The organism is Leptolyngbya sp. KIOST-1 (assembly GCF_000763385.1).
Classification (GTDB): domain Bacteria; phylum Cyanobacteriota; class Cyanobacteriia; order Phormidesmidales; family Phormidesmidaceae; genus Nodosilinea.
In genome coordinates this window covers 3738761-3753905 of the sequence record NZ_JQFA01000002.1, presented here as the reverse complement: position 1 = coordinate 3753905, position 15145 = coordinate 3738761, and the positions used below count along the sequence as shown (strand labels likewise).

General features: G+C 59.0%; 15 protein-coding genes. 8 read left to right on the top strand and 7 right to left on the bottom strand.

From position 1 onward, the window contains the following. Positions 1–310: 310 nt before the first annotated feature. Complete coding sequence (locus tag NF78_RS16605; protein WP_035988064.1) at positions 311–1783, bottom strand: PLP-dependent aminotransferase family protein; 1473 nt, start codon at positions 1781–1783, stop codon at positions 311–313. A 220-nt stretch (positions 1784–2003) separates the two neighbouring features. Between NF78_RS16605 and NF78_RS16600 the strand changes: the two genes are divergently transcribed. From NF78_RS16600 to NF78_RS16585, 4 genes are all read left to right on the top strand, one after another. Beyond that, complete coding sequence (locus NF78_RS16600) at positions 2004–2300, top strand: hypothetical protein (RefSeq protein ID WP_035988062.1); 297 nt, start codon at positions 2004–2006, stop codon at positions 2298–2300. Positions 2301–2462: 162 nt separating this feature from the next. After that, complete coding sequence (locus NF78_RS16595) at positions 2463–3284, top strand: YdcF family protein (protein WP_035988061.1); 822 nt, start codon at positions 2463–2465, stop codon at positions 3282–3284. Positions 3285–3323: 39 nt separating this feature from the next. Then, complete coding sequence (locus NF78_RS16590) at positions 3324–4112, top strand: PhzF family phenazine biosynthesis protein (RefSeq protein ID WP_035988059.1); 789 nt, start codon at positions 3324–3326, stop codon at positions 4110–4112. Continuing rightward, on the top strand, positions 4112–4663 hold the full coding sequence (locus NF78_RS16585) for a GNAT family N-acetyltransferase (RefSeq protein WP_035988057.1): 552 nt from the start codon (positions 4112–4114) through the stop codon (positions 4661–4663). Before NF78_RS16590 ends, NF78_RS16585 begins: the two co-directional genes overlap by 1 nt. Positions 4664–4681: 18 nt before the next feature. Here NF78_RS16585 and NF78_RS16580 read toward each other — a convergent pair whose 3' ends face one another. Further along, complete coding sequence (locus NF78_RS16580) at positions 4682–5998, bottom strand: TetR/AcrR family transcriptional regulator (protein ID WP_052050563.1); 1317 nt, start codon at positions 5996–5998, stop codon at positions 4682–4684. 174 nt (positions 5999–6172) lie between these two features. On the opposite strand from NF78_RS16580, the gene NF78_RS16575 reads away from it, so the two are divergent. Further along, entirely contained in the window at positions 6173–7033 is an 861-nt protein-coding gene (locus NF78_RS16575) for an acyl-CoA desaturase (RefSeq protein ID WP_035988055.1), read from the top strand. A gap of 119 nt (positions 7034–7152) precedes the next feature. Here NF78_RS16575 and NF78_RS16570 read toward each other — a convergent pair whose 3' ends face one another. Continuing rightward, the gene (locus tag NF78_RS16570) at positions 7153–7473 is read right to left on the bottom strand and encodes a (2Fe-2S) ferredoxin domain-containing protein (RefSeq protein WP_035988053.1); all 321 of its coding nucleotides are present in this window, start codon (positions 7471–7473) and stop codon (positions 7153–7155) included. 248 nt (positions 7474–7721) lie between these two features. On the opposite strand from NF78_RS16570, the gene NF78_RS16565 reads away from it, so the two are divergent. Then, on the top strand, positions 7722–7973 hold the full coding sequence (locus NF78_RS16565) for a hypothetical protein (RefSeq protein WP_052050562.1): 252 nt from the start codon (positions 7722–7724) through the stop codon (positions 7971–7973). Positions 7974–8061: 88 nt separating this feature from the next. Here NF78_RS16565 and purQ read toward each other — a convergent pair whose 3' ends face one another. Continuing rightward, positions 8062–8757 carry a phosphoribosylformylglycinamidine synthase subunit PurQ gene (gene purQ / locus NF78_RS16560; RefSeq protein WP_035988051.1) on the bottom strand — a complete coding sequence of 232 codons (696 nt, stop codon included), beginning with the start codon at positions 8755–8757 and terminating at the stop codon, positions 8062–8064. Positions 8758–8769: 12 nt separating this feature from the next. Beyond that, positions 8770–9045 carry a phosphoribosylformylglycinamidine synthase subunit PurS gene (purS, locus tag NF78_RS16555; RefSeq protein WP_225885321.1) on the bottom strand — a complete coding sequence of 92 codons (276 nt, stop codon included), beginning with the start codon at positions 9043–9045 and terminating at the stop codon, positions 8770–8772. Between the two features lie 84 nt (positions 9046–9129). Here purS and NF78_RS16550 point away from each other — a divergent pair, with 84 nt between their 5' ends. Continuing rightward, positions 9130–9522 carry a Fur family transcriptional regulator gene (locus tag NF78_RS16550; protein WP_035988048.1) on the top strand — a complete coding sequence of 131 codons (393 nt, stop codon included), beginning with the start codon at positions 9130–9132 and terminating at the stop codon, positions 9520–9522. A 221-nt stretch (positions 9523–9743) separates the two neighbouring features. On the opposite strand, the gene NF78_RS16545 is transcribed toward NF78_RS16550, so the two are convergent. Both NF78_RS16545 and glgX read right to left on the bottom strand, forming a co-directional pair. Beyond that, positions 9744–10733, bottom strand: coding sequence for a glycosyltransferase family 8 protein (locus NF78_RS16545; protein ID WP_035988047.1), 990 nt, complete (start codon positions 10731–10733; stop codon positions 9744–9746). A gap of 178 nt (positions 10734–10911) precedes the next feature. Further along, complete coding sequence (glgX, locus tag NF78_RS16540; RefSeq protein ID WP_035990034.1) at positions 10912–13038, bottom strand: glycogen debranching protein GlgX; 2127 nt, start codon at positions 13036–13038, stop codon at positions 10912–10914. 523 nt (positions 13039–13561) lie between these two features. On the opposite strand from glgX, the gene NF78_RS16535 reads away from it, so the two are divergent. Next, positions 13562–14971 (top strand): hypothetical protein, encoded by a 1410-nt coding sequence (locus tag NF78_RS16535; protein WP_035988044.1) that lies wholly within the window; start codon positions 13562–13564, stop codon positions 14969–14971. Positions 14972–15145: the final 174 nt, after the last annotated feature.

Here is a 15145-nt window from a genome sequence, read left to right as displayed (position 1 = left end):
CGTAGGGCGAAGCCTGTGCGAAGCAGGACGCGCGCAGCAGGGGGGCTGGGGCCAGCGAAATGGCCCCAGTAGCAGCTTGGGCTACCGCCGCAGTTGTGGCTCGCATGCCCCGAGCCTCCCTGCCAAACAAATACTGTACCGACGCTCTGGGGACTGTCACCAATTAGCGGCTAAACGCTCAAAAATTAAGCGTTACAGCCCCTAGCGTGGCGTTTGGATCGGGCGTGGCAAGGCTTGATATACCGGGCTTTTCGCCCCAATTGATGCCACGCCCTGGGCCAGCAGAAATATAGCAGGCCAAACTGTCGAGCTAATGGTCTTCACGCAGCAGCTGTTCGGCTAGCTGCTTTTTGGCCAGCAGGCCCAGGGTTTGCAGAGCCTGCTCCAGTTCGTCTGACCAGGCCACCGCCGTATTCAGCCGAAAGCAGTTGCCGTAGCACTGGCCCGAAGCCGAAAACATCACCCCAGGGGCGATCGCGATCCCCGCCGTCAGGGCCTCTTTGTACAGCCGCAGGGCGTCGAACCCCTTGGGCATTTCCAGCCACAGCACGTGGCCCCCCGTGGGGCGCGTCACGCAGGTTTCGGCGGGGAAATAGGCGCGAATGGTCTGCTGTATCCGCAGCATCTGCTCGTGGTAGGTGCGACGCAGCTGGCGCAGGTGACGATCGTAGCCGCCGTTGGCCAAAAAGGCCGCCACCGTGAGCTGGGCGGGCACCGCCGTGTGCTGGTTGATCATCGACTTGCGGTGGGCGATGTCGCTGTGGTGGCGCCCACCGGCACACCAGCCCACCCGCAGCCCCGGCGACAGGGTTTTGCTCACCGAAGCGCAGTAGAGCACCCGGTTTTCGGTATCAAACGCCTTGATCGCCTTGGGGCGAGTGCCAGCAAAGCAGAGGTCGCCGTAGACGTCATCTTCGATCAGCGGTCGGTCGTACTGGTTGAGCAACTCCACCAGGCGTTTCTTTTTGCGATCGTCCATACAGCTGCCCAGGGGATTGTTGAAGTTTGACACCAGCATGACCACCTTAACCTCCCCGGTTTGCAGCGCTTCTTCCAGGTGGGGCAGGCTGATGCCCTCGCGGGGGTGAGTGGGCAGGGCGAGCGCTTTGAGCCCCAGGCATTTCAGCGCTTCCAGCATGGCAAAGTAGGTGGGTGACTCGATCGCCACGGTGTCGCCGGGCTGGGTGAGGGCCTGGAGGCAGAGGTAGATCGCCTCGTTGGCCCCGTTGGTGACTACCAGTTGGTCGGGGTGGACCGAGCACCCCGCATCGAGCATGCGTTTGGCCAGCTCGGCCCGCAGGGTGGACAGGCCCAGGGGACTGCCGTAGCCGTGGGCCAGGGTGGGCTCCTCCCGCAGCACTTTGCCCATCAATCGGTTGAGCTGGGCCAGGGGCAGCATGGCCAGATCGGGCAGCGCCGCCCCCAGCTGAATCAGTCCCGGATCGCGCATCAGGCTCATCACCTCGAAGGCCAGGGAGATGTCGATGTCGGTGGCGTGGCGGGGGGGCGCGGTGGGGGTGGGCTCCTGGGGCAGCTGTAGGGTGGTCTGCTTGACGTAGTAGCCCGACTGGGGCCGCACCACCACCAGACCTCGGTCCTCCAGCAGGCGGTAGGCTTCCATCACCGTGGAGGTGCTGACCGAGAGCTGGGCCCGCAGCTTGCGAACCGAGGGCAGGCGATCGCCCGGCTTGAGCGTACCGTCGGTAATCAGCTGCTGCAGGCGATTGGCCACCTGCTCGTAGAGCACCTGCTGGGGGGAGAGGGGGAGGGGGGAGAGGGGCATGTTGGGGGGATGGGTGGGCGGGTAGGGGAGGGGGGGGATGGGTGCGGGAGTAACAGTTTTGGGGGGAGGGGAGCAGAACAGTCGGGATAAATTAAACTGTTACCAAAACAATTTACGCCAACTGCCTCTGTTCGGCCAGGGGCAGATCGCAGAAACTGCTACCAGGCCGAATCGATTCGTGCTGCTCCCCAGGCTTTGCCGTTTTTATGAGGACAGCGCCATGAAACCGAACAGTTTGTATGCTCAGCTTGAGCTGATTCCAGAGACTCCAGAGCAGTCAGTTCAGTCCGACTATGCCATGGGTCGAGTTTGGGCCAGGGCGAAAGCGCGTCTGCGCCCCCTGTCCAACCGCCTGGTGGGTTACCTGTGCGGAGATGCCGATGTGAGGGTGACGGTCAGGCGCGATCGCCAGGGCCAGACTGCATTTGTGGTCTACGACGCGGTGACCCAACAGCGCCATACCTTTGACTCTGAACAGGATCTACGGGCGTGGGCCGACCGGCGCTACTACGAGTAGTCTACCTGCCGCTGAGTTTGCGGTGACTACATCCTTATATGAACTTTGCTTGGCGCAGTGAAGAATTTACGGTCTTAAAAGCGCCAGTGAGTAGGCTAGATTTGAGAATTTTTCCATAAATTTTCTCAAATCTATGATTACTCCTCTTGTCTAGAACTCCCCATGCTAGAACTACTGCGGAGCGTTTTTGGCCTCTACTGGCCAAAATTGACCTGGAAATTGTATTACTGGTTTATTAGCCCCAAAAAAGTAACGCTGACGCTGCTGGCGATCGCCGTAGTCGCCCTGATAGTCAGCAGACCCAGGTATCGGCGGCGGATGATGGGGGCCTGTATGGCTCTGCTGGTCGCCTACTTGTTCCTGCTCTCGCCGCTGTTTTCGGCCCCGGCTACGGCCCTGCTGTCGAGCTTCGTGCCCGCCGATTCGGGGCAGCCTGCCGATGCCGTGGTGGTGCTGGCCCGGGCTGGACGCCTCCAGGGCGATCGCTACGAGACCGCTTTAGATATGGTCGCTACCGGGCGATCGCCCAACCTGTTGATCATGGGCCGTTCTCAGGGGGCGGATGTAGTCAAAGCCCTCGATCAGCGCCATCTGTCGCCCCATCTGGTCAGCGCTGTTTGCGTTCAAACCACCAAGCAGGAAGCAGAGTCTGCCGCCGCCGCCCTGGGAGCGAAGGGTCTGCAAAACATTGTGCTAATTACCGATACGCCGCACATGCTGCGGGCTTGGCTCACATTCAGGGGGCTAGGATTTACGGTGATGCCCCACGTGGAGCCCCTGCCTGCCACCGTGGGCTATCGGGAGCGATCGCTGCTCGCCATCAGAGAGTACCTGGGCCTGGCGAGCTATGCCCTACTGGGTCGCTTGCAGGGGCAGTCCCCCAACACTCTGTCCGAGGTCGCCAAAGCCGTGGCCGACGATTTTCCGGCCGACCGCTGCTTCATGACCGCTGACCAACTGCGGCAGGTGTTTATGCTAAGTTGACGACTTTGAACTGACTACTTTGAAAAGGGGCGTAGCGCCATGGCCATTCCACTGACTCAGGTCGATGCCTTTACCGATGTCGCCTACGGCGGCAACCCCGCCGCCGTGTGCGCCCTTCCTGCCCCCCGCCCCGACGGGTGGATGCAGCGGGTGGCCCAGGAGATGAACCTGTCCGAAACCGCCTTCTTTTACCCCGAGGCCGAAGGCTATCGGCTGCGCTGGTTTACCCCCACGGTGGAGGTAGACCTCTGCGGCCACGCCACCCTGGCTACCTGCCACGTGCTGTGGAGCGAGGGACATTTGCCCGGCGATCGCCCCGCCACCTTCTACACCCGCAGTGGGGTGCTCACCGCCCGCCGCCTGGGCGACTGGATTGAGCTAAATTTTCCCGCCAACCCCTCTCAGCCCATCGCAGAACCGCCCGGCCTGGCGGCGGCCCTGGGGGCCAAGCCCTTGGCGGTGGTGGAAAATTCCCTGGGCTATCTGGTGGAGCTAGACTCAGCGGCGACGGTGCGCGATCTCCAGCCCGACTTTGCCGTCCTGGGGCAATTTCCTGTCCACGGCCTGATTGTCACCAGCGTGGGCGAAGCCCCCTACGACTTTGTCTCGCGCTTTTTTGCCCCCAACCTGGGCATTGATGAAGACCCGGTGACCGGGGCGGCCCACTGCTGCCTCAGCCCCTACTGGCGCGAAAAGCTGGGCCAAACTACGTTTCTGGCCCACCAGTCGTCGACCCGGGGCGGGGTGGTGAAGGTGCGCGATGAAGGGGATCGCATCCACCTCAGCGGCCAGGCGGTGACGGTGCTGCGGGGAGAACTGCTGCACTGATGCCGGTTGAAGTCACCACCTGGTACCTGGAAATGCTGGACCCAGCCCAGCTGCGGCCCAAGCTGATCGACCATCCCCAGCTAGAGATTCGCCAGGCCACGGTTCCTTGTCCCGAGTTCAGCCGCTTTCTCTACGCCAGCGTGGGGGGTGCCTGGTACTGGTGCGATCGCCTGGGCTGGAGCCGCGATCGCTGGCTGGCCTACCTCGATCGCCCTCAGGTGGAAACCTGGGTGGCCTACCTGGCGGGCACCCCCGCAGGCTACATCGAGCTGGAGGCCCAGCCCGCCGCCCAGGTGGAGATCGCCTACTTTGGTCTGCTACCTCAGTTCGTGGGTCAGGGGCTGGGGGGCCACCTGCTGACGGTGGGGGTGCAGCGGGCCTGGCAGGTCGCCCACCGCCGGGTGTGGGTCCACACCTGTAGCCTGGATGGCCCCGCCGCCCTGAAGAACTACGAGGCCCGAGGCTTCAGCCTCTACGATACCCGCACCGCCCCCAAGGACTTACCCCCCCAGCCCCCCGGGCCCTGGCCCGGCTGGGCAGCAGGGGCATAAGGCCGCATCCGATGCCTCCTAACCTTCATCGATACCAGTGGCCGGGGTAGCCGGGCTGACTTTCCCTCCCCCGGCCTGCTGATCCAGCCGCAGCGCCTGGGCCAGGGCCGATCGCGCCTGGGCCTTTTGCACCAGCGGCTCCAGCTCCTCCACCGAAAGCCCGCTGAGCAGGCTGAGGTCCTGGCGGCTGAGACCCCGCAGCAGCATCTCCACGCACCAGGTGGCCCGGGCCTGGTCAACCCGCAGCGGTTCGCCGGAAGGGGCCAGAATATCGGCGGTCACCTCTGCCCACAGTTGCCGCACCCTGCGCGGGGTCATGGGCTGGTCGTTGGGCCCCAGAAACAGGGCCGGGGAACTGTCGCTGCGGCCCTTGAGCCAGCGGGTGAGGGGATTTTTGCTGTAGGTGCCGTAGCGCTTGCCCAAGATCCACTGGTTGAGGGGCACCTGGCGGTGGTGGGGGCCCACCAGCAAAATGTGCTGGCTGCTGTCGTAGAGGGCACTGCTGCGGGTCAGCAGCGGCACCTCGGCGGCCGCCACCCCCGCCCCCAGCAGCACGTAGACCAGGGCGTAGGGCTGGGGGCCAGCCTTGCGGGCCGCCTGCATAATCTGGTGGACAATCGGGGCGGGCAGGTCGATCCAATGGGCGGTGTCGAGGGGATCTGGGGTGGGGGAATCCCCGGTTGGGCGATCGCCCCCCGCAGACAGATCAGCCGCCGGGGTCCGCAGGCTCAGCAGCCAGCCCACCACACTCGCAATAAACGCGTCCCGGTTGGGCCAGAGGCCAGAGCCCCCCTCGGTGGTCCCCTCGGCGTCGGTATCGGTAGTCCCCGAGGTAGTGCCGTCGATCGCCGCATAGCCCAGCAGCAGCGCCATCACCAGCCCCGCCACCTCCCCTGGGGGCAGCACAGAGCCGCTGCCCAGCAGGGTCTCCAGGTACTCCGCCATGTAGTCGCGGATGGTGTGGAGCCCCTGCCCCATGGCCTGGCTGTGGGCGGCGGAAAACTGGCCCGCCTCGCCAATCACCGATCGCACCAGCTCCGACAGGGGATCCAGGGCCTCCAGACACTGGGCCAAAAAATCCCGCAGCGCCTGCTCGACCGGGGTTTGCCCCACCGCCACCGGGTCCACCGGGGATGGGGGCAACACCTCCGCCTCGGTCATCACCGCTGCAAGCAAGCCATGCTTGCTACCAAACTGGCGAAACAGCGTCACCTCGTTCACCCCCGCCAGATCGGCCACCTGGCGGGTGGTGGTAGCCGCTACCCCCTGGGTAGCAAAAAGCTGAAAGGCCGCATTTACAAGCCGCTGCCGGGCCGATTGTCGCTGGGCTACCATGGCAAAAAGAAAGCATTACTTGCATTTTACCAGGGGAGTTGTTAGGGTGGTGGATGTAAGCGACACTTGCAATTGCTTTCCCGGTTGGGGAGCATGGGTCAAGGGCTTACCCATCGTCTTGGCCAGAACGGCCTGGGGCGATCGCTTCAACCCTACGGCTGAAAAGGATTTGCTATGACAACAACGTTAAAACCCCGCCCCAAACTGCCGGGTATCGCCAACCTCGACTGGACCCTGGTGGGCTTTTTTGCCGCCCTGCACGGGGTGGCTCTGCTGGCCCCCTGGTTCTTTTCCTGGTCGGCCCTGGGGGTGATGATCGCCCTGCACTGGCTGTTCGGCAGCATCGGCATCTGCCTGGGCTACCACCGCTTGCTTACCCACCGCAGTTTGCAGGTGCCCCGCTGGTTGGAGTACACCTTCGCCACCATTGGGGCCATGGCTCTCCAGGGTGGCCCCATCTTTTGGGTGGCGGGGCACCGCCAGCACCACCTCTACACTGAAGACGCCGAAAAAGACCCCTACGCCGCCAGTCGGGGATTTTGGTGGAGCCACATGCTGTGGATGATCTACCGCAACCCGGCGATTTTCAACGGCCAGATTTACAGCCGCTACGCCCCAGATATTGCCCGCGACCCCTACTACCGCTGGCTCGATCGCAACTTTCTGCTGCTGCAAGTGCCGATTGCGATCGCTCTTTTTGCCCTCGGCGGTTGGCCCTTCGTGATCTACGGCGGCTTTTTGAGAATCGTCACCCTCTGGCACTCCACCTGGCTGATCAACTCCGCCACCCACATGTGGGGCAAGCGTCGCTTTCATGTCGAAGATGGCTCCCGCAACCTCTGGTGGACGGCACTGCTTACCTACGGCGAGGGCTGGCACAACAACCACCACGCCTACCCCAATGTGGCCCCCGCCGGCTGGCGCTGGTGGGAGATCGACGCCACCTGGTACGCCATCTGGACCCTGGAAAAACTGGGCCTGGCCCGGCGCGTAATCCGGCCCCCGGCGGAGGCCCTGGCCCAAAAGCAGCGGTAAATGACTCCCCTAGAACACCGGTACAGATCCCAGGCTTCTAACCTTGGATGTCTCAAAAGTCTTGGCCAATCCGCCCAAGAGCCCTGGGATCTTGCCGTACTGTACCAATGCTCTATTGCCTAGACGAGATCGGAAGGATGAAAGCGGGGGTGGAGGCGATCGCGCACCGGTTCCCCCTGGTTCAAATGCTGGTCCACAATTCTCGGCACATCTTCGGCAGTGACCCGGCAGTACCAGGTATTGCCGGGCATCACTTTGACGGTAGGCCCAGCGCTGCACTGGCCCATGCAGTCACTCTCGGCCACCAGGATTTGAGAGTTCTGGTACTCCCTAAACGTTGCCAGCACCGCCGCCGAGCCACCGCGATCGCAGGATCGGTGTCGGCACACCTGTACCAACCAGCGTTTTGGTAAAGCGGGGGAAGCCGGGGAGCCTGCCATGGAACCTCGCTATGCGACCGGTTTTTAGCCTGCCCCAGACGGTAACACAACCAGCCGTGTCATCATCGACAGGATTTGTTGTCCCTGGGTAGATGGCAGATGCGGTGAAATCTCAGACTATAGATGCAGCCAACATCTCACAGGGGGATGTAGTACGGGAATCCTTAGCTAAGGCTTTCCTATGCTCACCCTGGTTAGCCATCGGGCTAGGGGATGCTCTGGTCCATTGGCGTGCATCACAAGAGACAATGATACGGTTCTTAAAAATTTTCTGCCAGACATTGGTGGTGCTGCTGCTACTGTTTGTGGCGCTGCCCGCGGTGCTGAAACTCTTTGACACTCCCTCTTTTGCCATTGGCAGCCACCCCTTTATGTGGTTGAGCTGGCGCAACGAGGACAGCGGTAGCGGAATTCGCTTTAACCTACTGCCGCTGGTGCTTTTGGCCTTTAGCATCGGCCTCTTCACCAGCTGGATGCCCCAGCGCGATCGCCTGGAATAATTTCCCAACCTACCGTGCGACTTGGGGCGGGCACATCTGTGGCTAATTCTCCGCTAGCCCCAGAACCAAACGATGGCAACACGCCTTTCTAAGCAGCCACTAGCGCCTGCACCAGGCTCTGGAACAGGGGCAGACCATCGATGCCACCGAGCACTGGGTCGGCGGCCCGCTCGGGGTGGGGCATGAGGCCCAGTACATTGCCCTGGCGGTTGCAAATGCCCGCAATGTTGCCCAAAGACCCGTTGGGGTTGTGGTGGGCCTCTACTCCGCCATCGGGACCGCAGTAGCGAAACACAACCTGATCGTGGGTCTCAAGCTCGGCCAGGGTAGCCTCATCGGCGTAGTAGCAACCCTCTCCGTGGGCGATGGGTAGCGTAATCACCTGACCAGATTCATAATTTGCGGTCCACAGCAGGTTGGTGCGCTCCACCTTGAGGGGAACGCGATCGCAGATAAACCGCATATCCCGGTTCCGCATCAGCGCCCCCGGCAGCAGCCCTACCTCAGTCAAAATTTGAAACCCGTTGCAAATGCCCAGCACCGGCTTACCCCGGTTGGCGTGCTCCACCGTGGCTCGCATGGCGGGGGAAAAACGCGCGATCGCCCCACAGCGCAGATAGTCCCCATAGCTAAAGCCGCCCGGCACCACCACCAGGTCCAGATCGTCCAGATCGCTATCTTCGTGCCAGATCATGCGCGTGGGCTGGCCCAGAATGTCGCGGGTGACGTAGGCGACATCGCGATCGCAGTTAGCGCCAGGGAAAACAATGATGCCGAATTTCATGCTTACCTTACTTCAAGCCGTGGCTAGCGTTTGCAGTTCAAACCGATAGTTCTCGATCACCGGGTTGGCCAAAAGCTGATCGCACATGCGATCGAGCTGCTGGCTGGCCGCCGCTTCAGAATCGGCCTCCAGGGTGAGTTCAATGTACTTGCCAATCCGCACTGGGCCGACGTTGCTGTAGCCCATGTGGGCCAGTCCCGACTGCACAGCGGTCCCTGCCGGGTCGAGGACAGAGGGGCGCAGGGTCACATAGATGCGGGCGCTGTAGTGGGGCACGGCAGACTCCAAAGGCAGAGAAAATCGCGATCGTCAACAGTCCCCATCCTACCGTATCGCTCAGTTGATAAACTTGAGGCAGTACAAGTGAGCAGTATGGTACGACGCACCCGCAGCCAAGAGAAAGTTTTAACCGTTTTAAAGGGCCTGAGTAAGCCCATTTCGGCTCAAGATCTCTACGTGGAAATGCGTCAGGAGGGCAACACCATGGGCCTGGCCACGGTCTACCGGGCGCTGGATGCTCTCAAGCTGGAAGGGGCGGTGCAGATGCGCACGCTGCCCTCGGGCGAGTCGCTCTACAGTCTGCCTCAGGAAGACCGCCACCACCTCACCTGCTTGCAATGCGGCATCACTATCGCGATCGATGAGTGTCCGGTGCACAGCCTGGAAAAAGACCTGCACCAGGCCCACCAGTTCAAAATTTTCTACCACACGCTGGAGTTTTTTGGTCTCTGCCCCCGCTGCCAGGGCAGTCTATCTACGCCCTAGGGCATGCCATCGATTCTGGCCAGAAGCCTGGTATTACAAGCATTGCCACGCCTGTCCCCAAAAAAGACTAGTGCTCTGTCAAACCTAAGTTTGTAGGTTGGGTGGCGCCCTAGCAGAACCCAACAAGGGTTCCTGTCGTTGGGTACGCTCCGCTTTACCCAACGACAGGAACCCTAATTTTTTTTAGCTTTGACGCTGCGCTAGCTTTTTCGGATAGGCTTTTATGCCGTTAGCTCACGGGACAGCAGTCGACTGAATTGCTTGAAAACCGATGTTTTGACTCGGCGAACGCCACGACGCACAAGGGTAGTCGTGTAATTGAGGGCGTTATTTCTCCAGCCCTTCCATGCGGTCTGATCCAAGTAGTGAAAAAATCTGTCGGCTCGGGGATGAACACAGTTTTTTCCCCAGGGTTTAGGTCTAGTTGTGTAGTGGATAATAAATGGGTGTTGCAGTAGTTCCAGGTACGTAGTCTTGTCGTAAGGACTGTCTTGGTACGAGTCGTAGGAGTAGATCGCGTAAATTTGATTCCATTTGGGGTCAAGCTCGCCCCACTGATCTGCCAAAACCATATTTATGGCGTCCTGGTCGGGATACGGCAAATCTGGGTGATCATTGATAAACTTCAGCGCCGAATCGGCGACATGGTTTTGTCGCCACTTTTCAAGGTCCATGACCAAGACCCCCGAATTTAGATACCTGTGACCTATCTTTTCTATTTCTGAACTCTCTGGAATTATAGATTCAAAGTGTTCGACGACATCTAGATCCTTACCAATGGCCTGATCCTGGACGGCCAGCAAGGCATTGCCTTTCAGATCCTGATTCCAGAGTTGTTCCAGGTCCTGTTCTACTACAGTATCGGAATCCAAATAAATTACCTTCTTGTACTGCGGCGGAACAATAGCCGGCAATAGCAACCGATAATAAGTTGAAATGGGATGGTTGCTGGCCTTGCACTTCATCAGTGTGGCTTTAATCTGGTCTGCGGTAGGCTTAATCCAATGGACATCAATCCGGCTTGAGTCGAGGGTTTGAAGCAGCTTTTTTTGGTTGACAGCACTGATACCGCCGTCCAGGATAAACAAGACCATCCGGCGCTGAGGATTTAGATTTTTAAAGGCCGAAAAGGTTGTTACAGCCAAAGGCATGGCGAAGAAATCGTCGGCTGCACAGGCAACAACAATAGGTTCTTGCATAGAAGTAGACATAGCTTATACCTGAACGCTAATTAGTCGAATCACAGGAGTTAAATCACAGGTCTTTTTTTGGTTTTACTGTCCTTCTGAGCTTGTTTTGCGATGCACAACGATCATTGAGCGGCCATGGGCTTTGAAGGATATTAACTATTGACCGCATCTAACCAGCTAGAGTGCTAGGCAAGATTGCTCACAGACGTTTCAAAACCATCAGCGATCGCGCCGCTACCGGAATAGCTTGCTCAGCGGTAAAGGTCCGCTCTTCGGTTACAAACCGAGGTTCTTTGGTGTCAATTTCAACGATCCATGGATACTCCCGAAACAGCTTCGGCAGCTGAAACTTAATGGTTTCGTAATGGGCGTTGAAAAACATGAAAAAGTCATTGTCGCTGATGCGCTCTCCCTGACTGCCGGGACTGGGAATTTTGTCCCCGTTTAAAAACACACCCATCGACTTGATATAGCCAATATCCCACTGATCCTGGGTCATTTCGGTGCCGTCAGGGTTGTGCCAGCTGATGTCGGTCACGCCAATGCCGTGAATGGCTTGCCCCTGAAACCACTTGCGTCGCCGAAAAACCGGGTGCTGTTTGCGGTAGTAGATCAGCTCCCGACAGAAGTTAATCAGATCCTGGTTGCCCTCGGGCAGGTTCCAGTCAAACCAGGAAATCTCGTTGTCCTGGCAGTAGCCGTTGTTATTGCCCAGCTGAGTGCGCCCAATTTCGTCGCCACCCAGCAGCATGGGCACCCCCTGGGACAGCATTAGCGTGGTCAAAAAGTTGCGCCGCTGCTGTTCCCGCAGCTTCAGCACCTCGGGTTTATCCGTTGGCCCTTCCTCCCCACAGTTCCACGAGGAGTTGTTGCTTTCGCCATCTCGGTTGTCTTCACCGTTATCCTCGTTGTGCTTGTCGTTGTAGCTGACCAAATCGTTGAGGGTAAAGCCGTCGTGGGCCGTGACAAAATTGATGCTGGCGTTGGGCTGACGACCATTCATTTGAAAATACAGGTCGGGGCTGCCGGTGAGACGGTAGGCAAACTCGCCCAGAGTCTCATCTTGCCCGCGCCAGAAGTCGCGCACGGTATCGCGGTACTTGCCGTTCCACTCTGACCAGTTGACTGGAAAGTTGCCCACCTGGTAGCCGCCTGTGCCCACATCCCAGGGCTCGGCAATCAGTTTTACCCCGGCCAACACCGGATCCTGGTGAATCAGGTCAAAGAAGGCGGACAGGCGGTCCACGTCGTACAGTTCCCGCGCCAGGGCCGAAGCCAAATCAAACCGGAAGCCGTCCACGTGCATATCAATTACCCAGTAACGCAGGCTGTCCATAATCAGCTTCAGCACCTGGGGGCTGCGCATGTGGAGAGAATTGCCGCAGCCGGTGAAGTCCATGTAGTAGCGGGGATCGTCTTCCACCAAGCGGTAGTAGCTGGCGTTGTCCACCCCCCGCAGCGACACCGTGGGGCCAAAGTGGTTGCCCTCCCCGGTGTGGTTGTAGACCACGTCGAGAATGACCTCAATGCCCGCCTGGTGGAGAGCTTTCACCATCTCCTTAAACTCTTGTACCTGCTCCCCCAAGACGCCACTGGAGCTGTAGCCTGAGAACGGCGCAAAAAAGTTGATTGAGTCGTAGCCCCAGTAGTTGCGCAGCCCCTTATCCACCAGGTGACCGGGGCGCGAGAGAAAGTGGTGGATGGGCATCAACTCCACGGCGGTAATGCCAAGCCGCTGCAAATGTTCGATGGCAACCGGGTGAGCCATTCCGGCATAGGTGCCCCGCAACTCCTCGGGAATGTCAGGGTGCAGCCGGGTAAACCCTTTGACGTGAACTTCGTAGATTACAGTTTCGTGCCAGGGAGTCCGCAGCAGGGTGTCCCCTTCCCAGTCAAAGGTTTCATCCACTACCACCGACTTGGGCATCAGCGGCGCGCTGTCGAGATCAGAAAAGGAAAGATCTTCCTCTGGACTGTTCCAGTCGTAGCCAAAGAGTTCGGGGCCGTTGCCAACTTCTCCAGAGATGGCTTTGGCGTAGGGGTCAATCAGGAGCTTGTGAGGGTTGAAGCGATGCCCCTCGTGGGGGGCGTAGGGACCGTGTACCCGGAAGCCGTACTCCTGCCCTGGGCCAATGCCGGGCAAATAACTATGCCAGACAAAGTTGCTGACCTCCGTCAGCGGCACCGTGGTCTCTTCGCCATTTTTGTCGAACAGGCAGAGGTCTACCCCGGTGGCGTGCTCAGAAAAGAGGGCAAAGTTGGTTCCCTTATGATCCCAGGTGGCTCCGAGCGGATAGACGTTACCAGGCCAAACTGCAACATGCATAGGTTGAAGCTTTTTTTGAAGGGATTTTTTGAAGGGATGCAGAGTCTGGGCCTGAGACATAGCCCAGACTCTGGTGAAAACTCACCGCAGGATCTATGCAGACGACCATAGCAAAGCCCCTTCCCAAAAAAGATCTACCCTGGGAGAGACACGCACGCTCTCCCTCTGAATCGGTGACTACAACGGCGTTCAAATTAGCCAGAGCGCTACCCAAAATGGTCAGCAGGTACTATCAGCAGGTACTAATAGGGTGTGTGCTCGTCTGGCGTGACCACCCTGCCTGGGGCCAACGGTACTTTAGACCTCCCTACAGCAAATCCTTCAGCATTGCTTAATTAGGACCGCTTACCCAGCGCAAACACGCGCAGGTAACTAATCCCCACGGTTGATGCTGAAGCCATGGGAAGGCTTGATAATCAAACCTTAATGAGGCGGGGGCTAATGGTCTGTTCTGCGGTAAGGGTGCCCAGACAAATTTTCCTGCTGACTCCACAGTTAATACTGATAACTATATCCCCGGCCCATGGTTAAGTTTCGATCTTACTTCGAGCGTCATTACCCAAAATTAGAGCGGATCATTGCCACGATCGCTCTAATCAATCTGGGGCTAGTTTTTTTCGATCTTTCCTACATCAGCCTGCGGCCCGTCTACCGGCAATATACACCCGTTGTTGTCCGCATCTATGACCCGGTAAAGGGAATTGTTTCCCATCCGCAAACCGAGGCCTACCAGGACCAAGTCAACGCGCTAATTCAGCAATTGGCGGCCCCAAACTCGGAGCGATCGCAGGTCGAAACCTCCCTGTCTAGCCTACGCAGTCTGAGCCAGCCGCTAACGACAGAACGGGTTTTCACCACCCCCAACGGCGACCATTCCCTGGCCACGCTGCAGCAGCTGCTGCAGCAAAGAACCGGACAACCCTCTCCCCAGGCCGCCTTTGATCAATTCTGGAGTACAGAGTACCTGAACCAGCAGGGCTGGCAATCGGAGCTGGCGTTCTGGAATAGCCAGATTCGCCCCTACTTGGAGGCCAATTACTTTCGGCAAATTACTGGGCTGGGGATGCCCGTTGACTATTTCTGGCTGATTGATCTGCCCTTCGTGCTGATTTTTGGCATCGATATCGTCAACCGGATTCGCATGTCCCACCGGCGCAATCCTCACCTGAGTTGGGTAGAAGCGGCGTTGCGCCGCTGGTACGACCTGTTTCTGCTGCTGCCATTCTGGCGTGGGCTGCGGGTCCTGCCCGTGGCGCTGCGGCTGTATCAGGTCGACATGCTCAACCTGGAACCGTTGCGAGCAGAGGCCCAGCGGGACGTGGTTGTGACCGTTGGGGCCGACATTGCTGGTATTGCCGGCATAGAGATCATTGAGCAGATGCAGAGTTCTATTCGCCAGGGCGAACTGCTGGACTGGGTTTCGTGGATTGATCCCGATGTCACGACCCACAGCGAGGTTGAAATTGTGGCCGAGGAGGAGATAACGGCGATCGCCAATCAGCTCTACATCGTTGGCGTGCAGGATATTTTGCCCCAGGTTCAGCCCGACATTGAAGACCTGGTACAGCACAGCATCGCCCAAACTCTGGAGCAATTGCCGGGCTATCCCAAAACCAGCGGTTTGCCTGGTTTAGAGCAGCTTTCGACCCAGATCAAGCAGGGTTTATCCCACTCACTGGCCCAGGGTCTGTACCACACCCTCACCAGCAGCCTGGCAGATCCCAAAGCCGAAGAAATTACCGCCCGTCTACAGCACAATTTGCGCGCCGCCGTTGCCCAAGCGCTCAGCCAGCACAATACCCGGCAAAATATTGAGCAGCGTTTGATCAGTGCCCTGGAAAAATTCAAGCTCAACTACGTGAAGACCCTAGCCGAAGTTGGCGGCGAGCAGTTGGCCGATCGCACCGAGATTCTGCGCAAGCAGATCAGTTGATGGGAAAATTGCGATTGGCCCCACGCCAAGACCCACCGGGGGGCAGTGTAACTATTCATACCCCAGGATTGATGCTGCTGGGCCAAAACTTTTTTACGCTTTATGCAGTGATCCCGTCTGGCTTACCCGGCATCTTTAGTCCGGGTGGGGCTTTGTAGATACTAGCACCGCACT

Excerpts from the sequence above, each read along its gene's own strand:
- NF78_RS16605 (WP_035988064.1), bottom strand. The coding sequence starts at position 1,783 with ATGCCCCTCTCCCCCCTCCCCCTCTCCCCCCAGCAGGTGCTCTACGAG.
- NF78_RS16600 (WP_035988062.1), top strand. The coding sequence starts at position 2,004 with ATGAAACCGAACAGTTTGTATGCTCAGCTTGAGCTGATTCCAGAGACT.
- NF78_RS16595 (WP_035988061.1), top strand. The coding sequence starts at position 2,463 with ATGCTAGAACTACTGCGGAGCGTTTTTGGCCTCTACTGGCCAAAATTG.
- NF78_RS16590 (WP_035988059.1), top strand. The coding sequence starts at position 3,324 with ATGGCCATTCCACTGACTCAGGTCGATGCCTTTACCGATGTCGCCTAC.
- NF78_RS16585 (WP_035988057.1), top strand. The coding sequence starts at position 4,112 with ATGCCGGTTGAAGTCACCACCTGGTACCTGGAAATGCTGGACCCAGCC.
- NF78_RS16580 (WP_052050563.1), bottom strand. The coding sequence starts at position 5,998 with ATGGTAGCCCAGCGACAATCGGCCCGGCAGCGGCTTGTAAATGCGGCC.
- NF78_RS16575 (WP_035988055.1), top strand. The coding sequence starts at position 6,173 with ATGACAACAACGTTAAAACCCCGCCCCAAACTGCCGGGTATCGCCAAC.
- NF78_RS16570 (WP_035988053.1), bottom strand. The coding sequence starts at position 7,473 with ATGGCAGGCTCCCCGGCTTCCCCCGCTTTACCAAAACGCTGGTTGGTA.
- NF78_RS16565 (WP_052050562.1), top strand. The coding sequence starts at position 7,722 with ATGATACGGTTCTTAAAAATTTTCTGCCAGACATTGGTGGTGCTGCTG.
- purQ (WP_035988051.1), bottom strand. The coding sequence starts at position 8,757 with ATGAAATTCGGCATCATTGTTTTCCCTGGCGCTAACTGCGATCGCGAT.
- NF78_RS16550 (WP_035988048.1), top strand. The coding sequence starts at position 9,130 with ATGGTACGACGCACCCGCAGCCAAGAGAAAGTTTTAACCGTTTTAAAG.
- NF78_RS16545 (WP_035988047.1), bottom strand. The coding sequence starts at position 10,733 with ATGTCTACTTCTATGCAAGAACCTATTGTTGTTGCCTGTGCAGCCGAC.
- glgX (WP_035990034.1), bottom strand. The coding sequence starts at position 13,038 with ATGCATGTTGCAGTTTGGCCTGGTAACGTCTATCCGCTCGGAGCCACC.
- NF78_RS16535 (WP_035988044.1), top strand. The coding sequence starts at position 13,562 with ATGGTTAAGTTTCGATCTTACTTCGAGCGTCATTACCCAAAATTAGAG.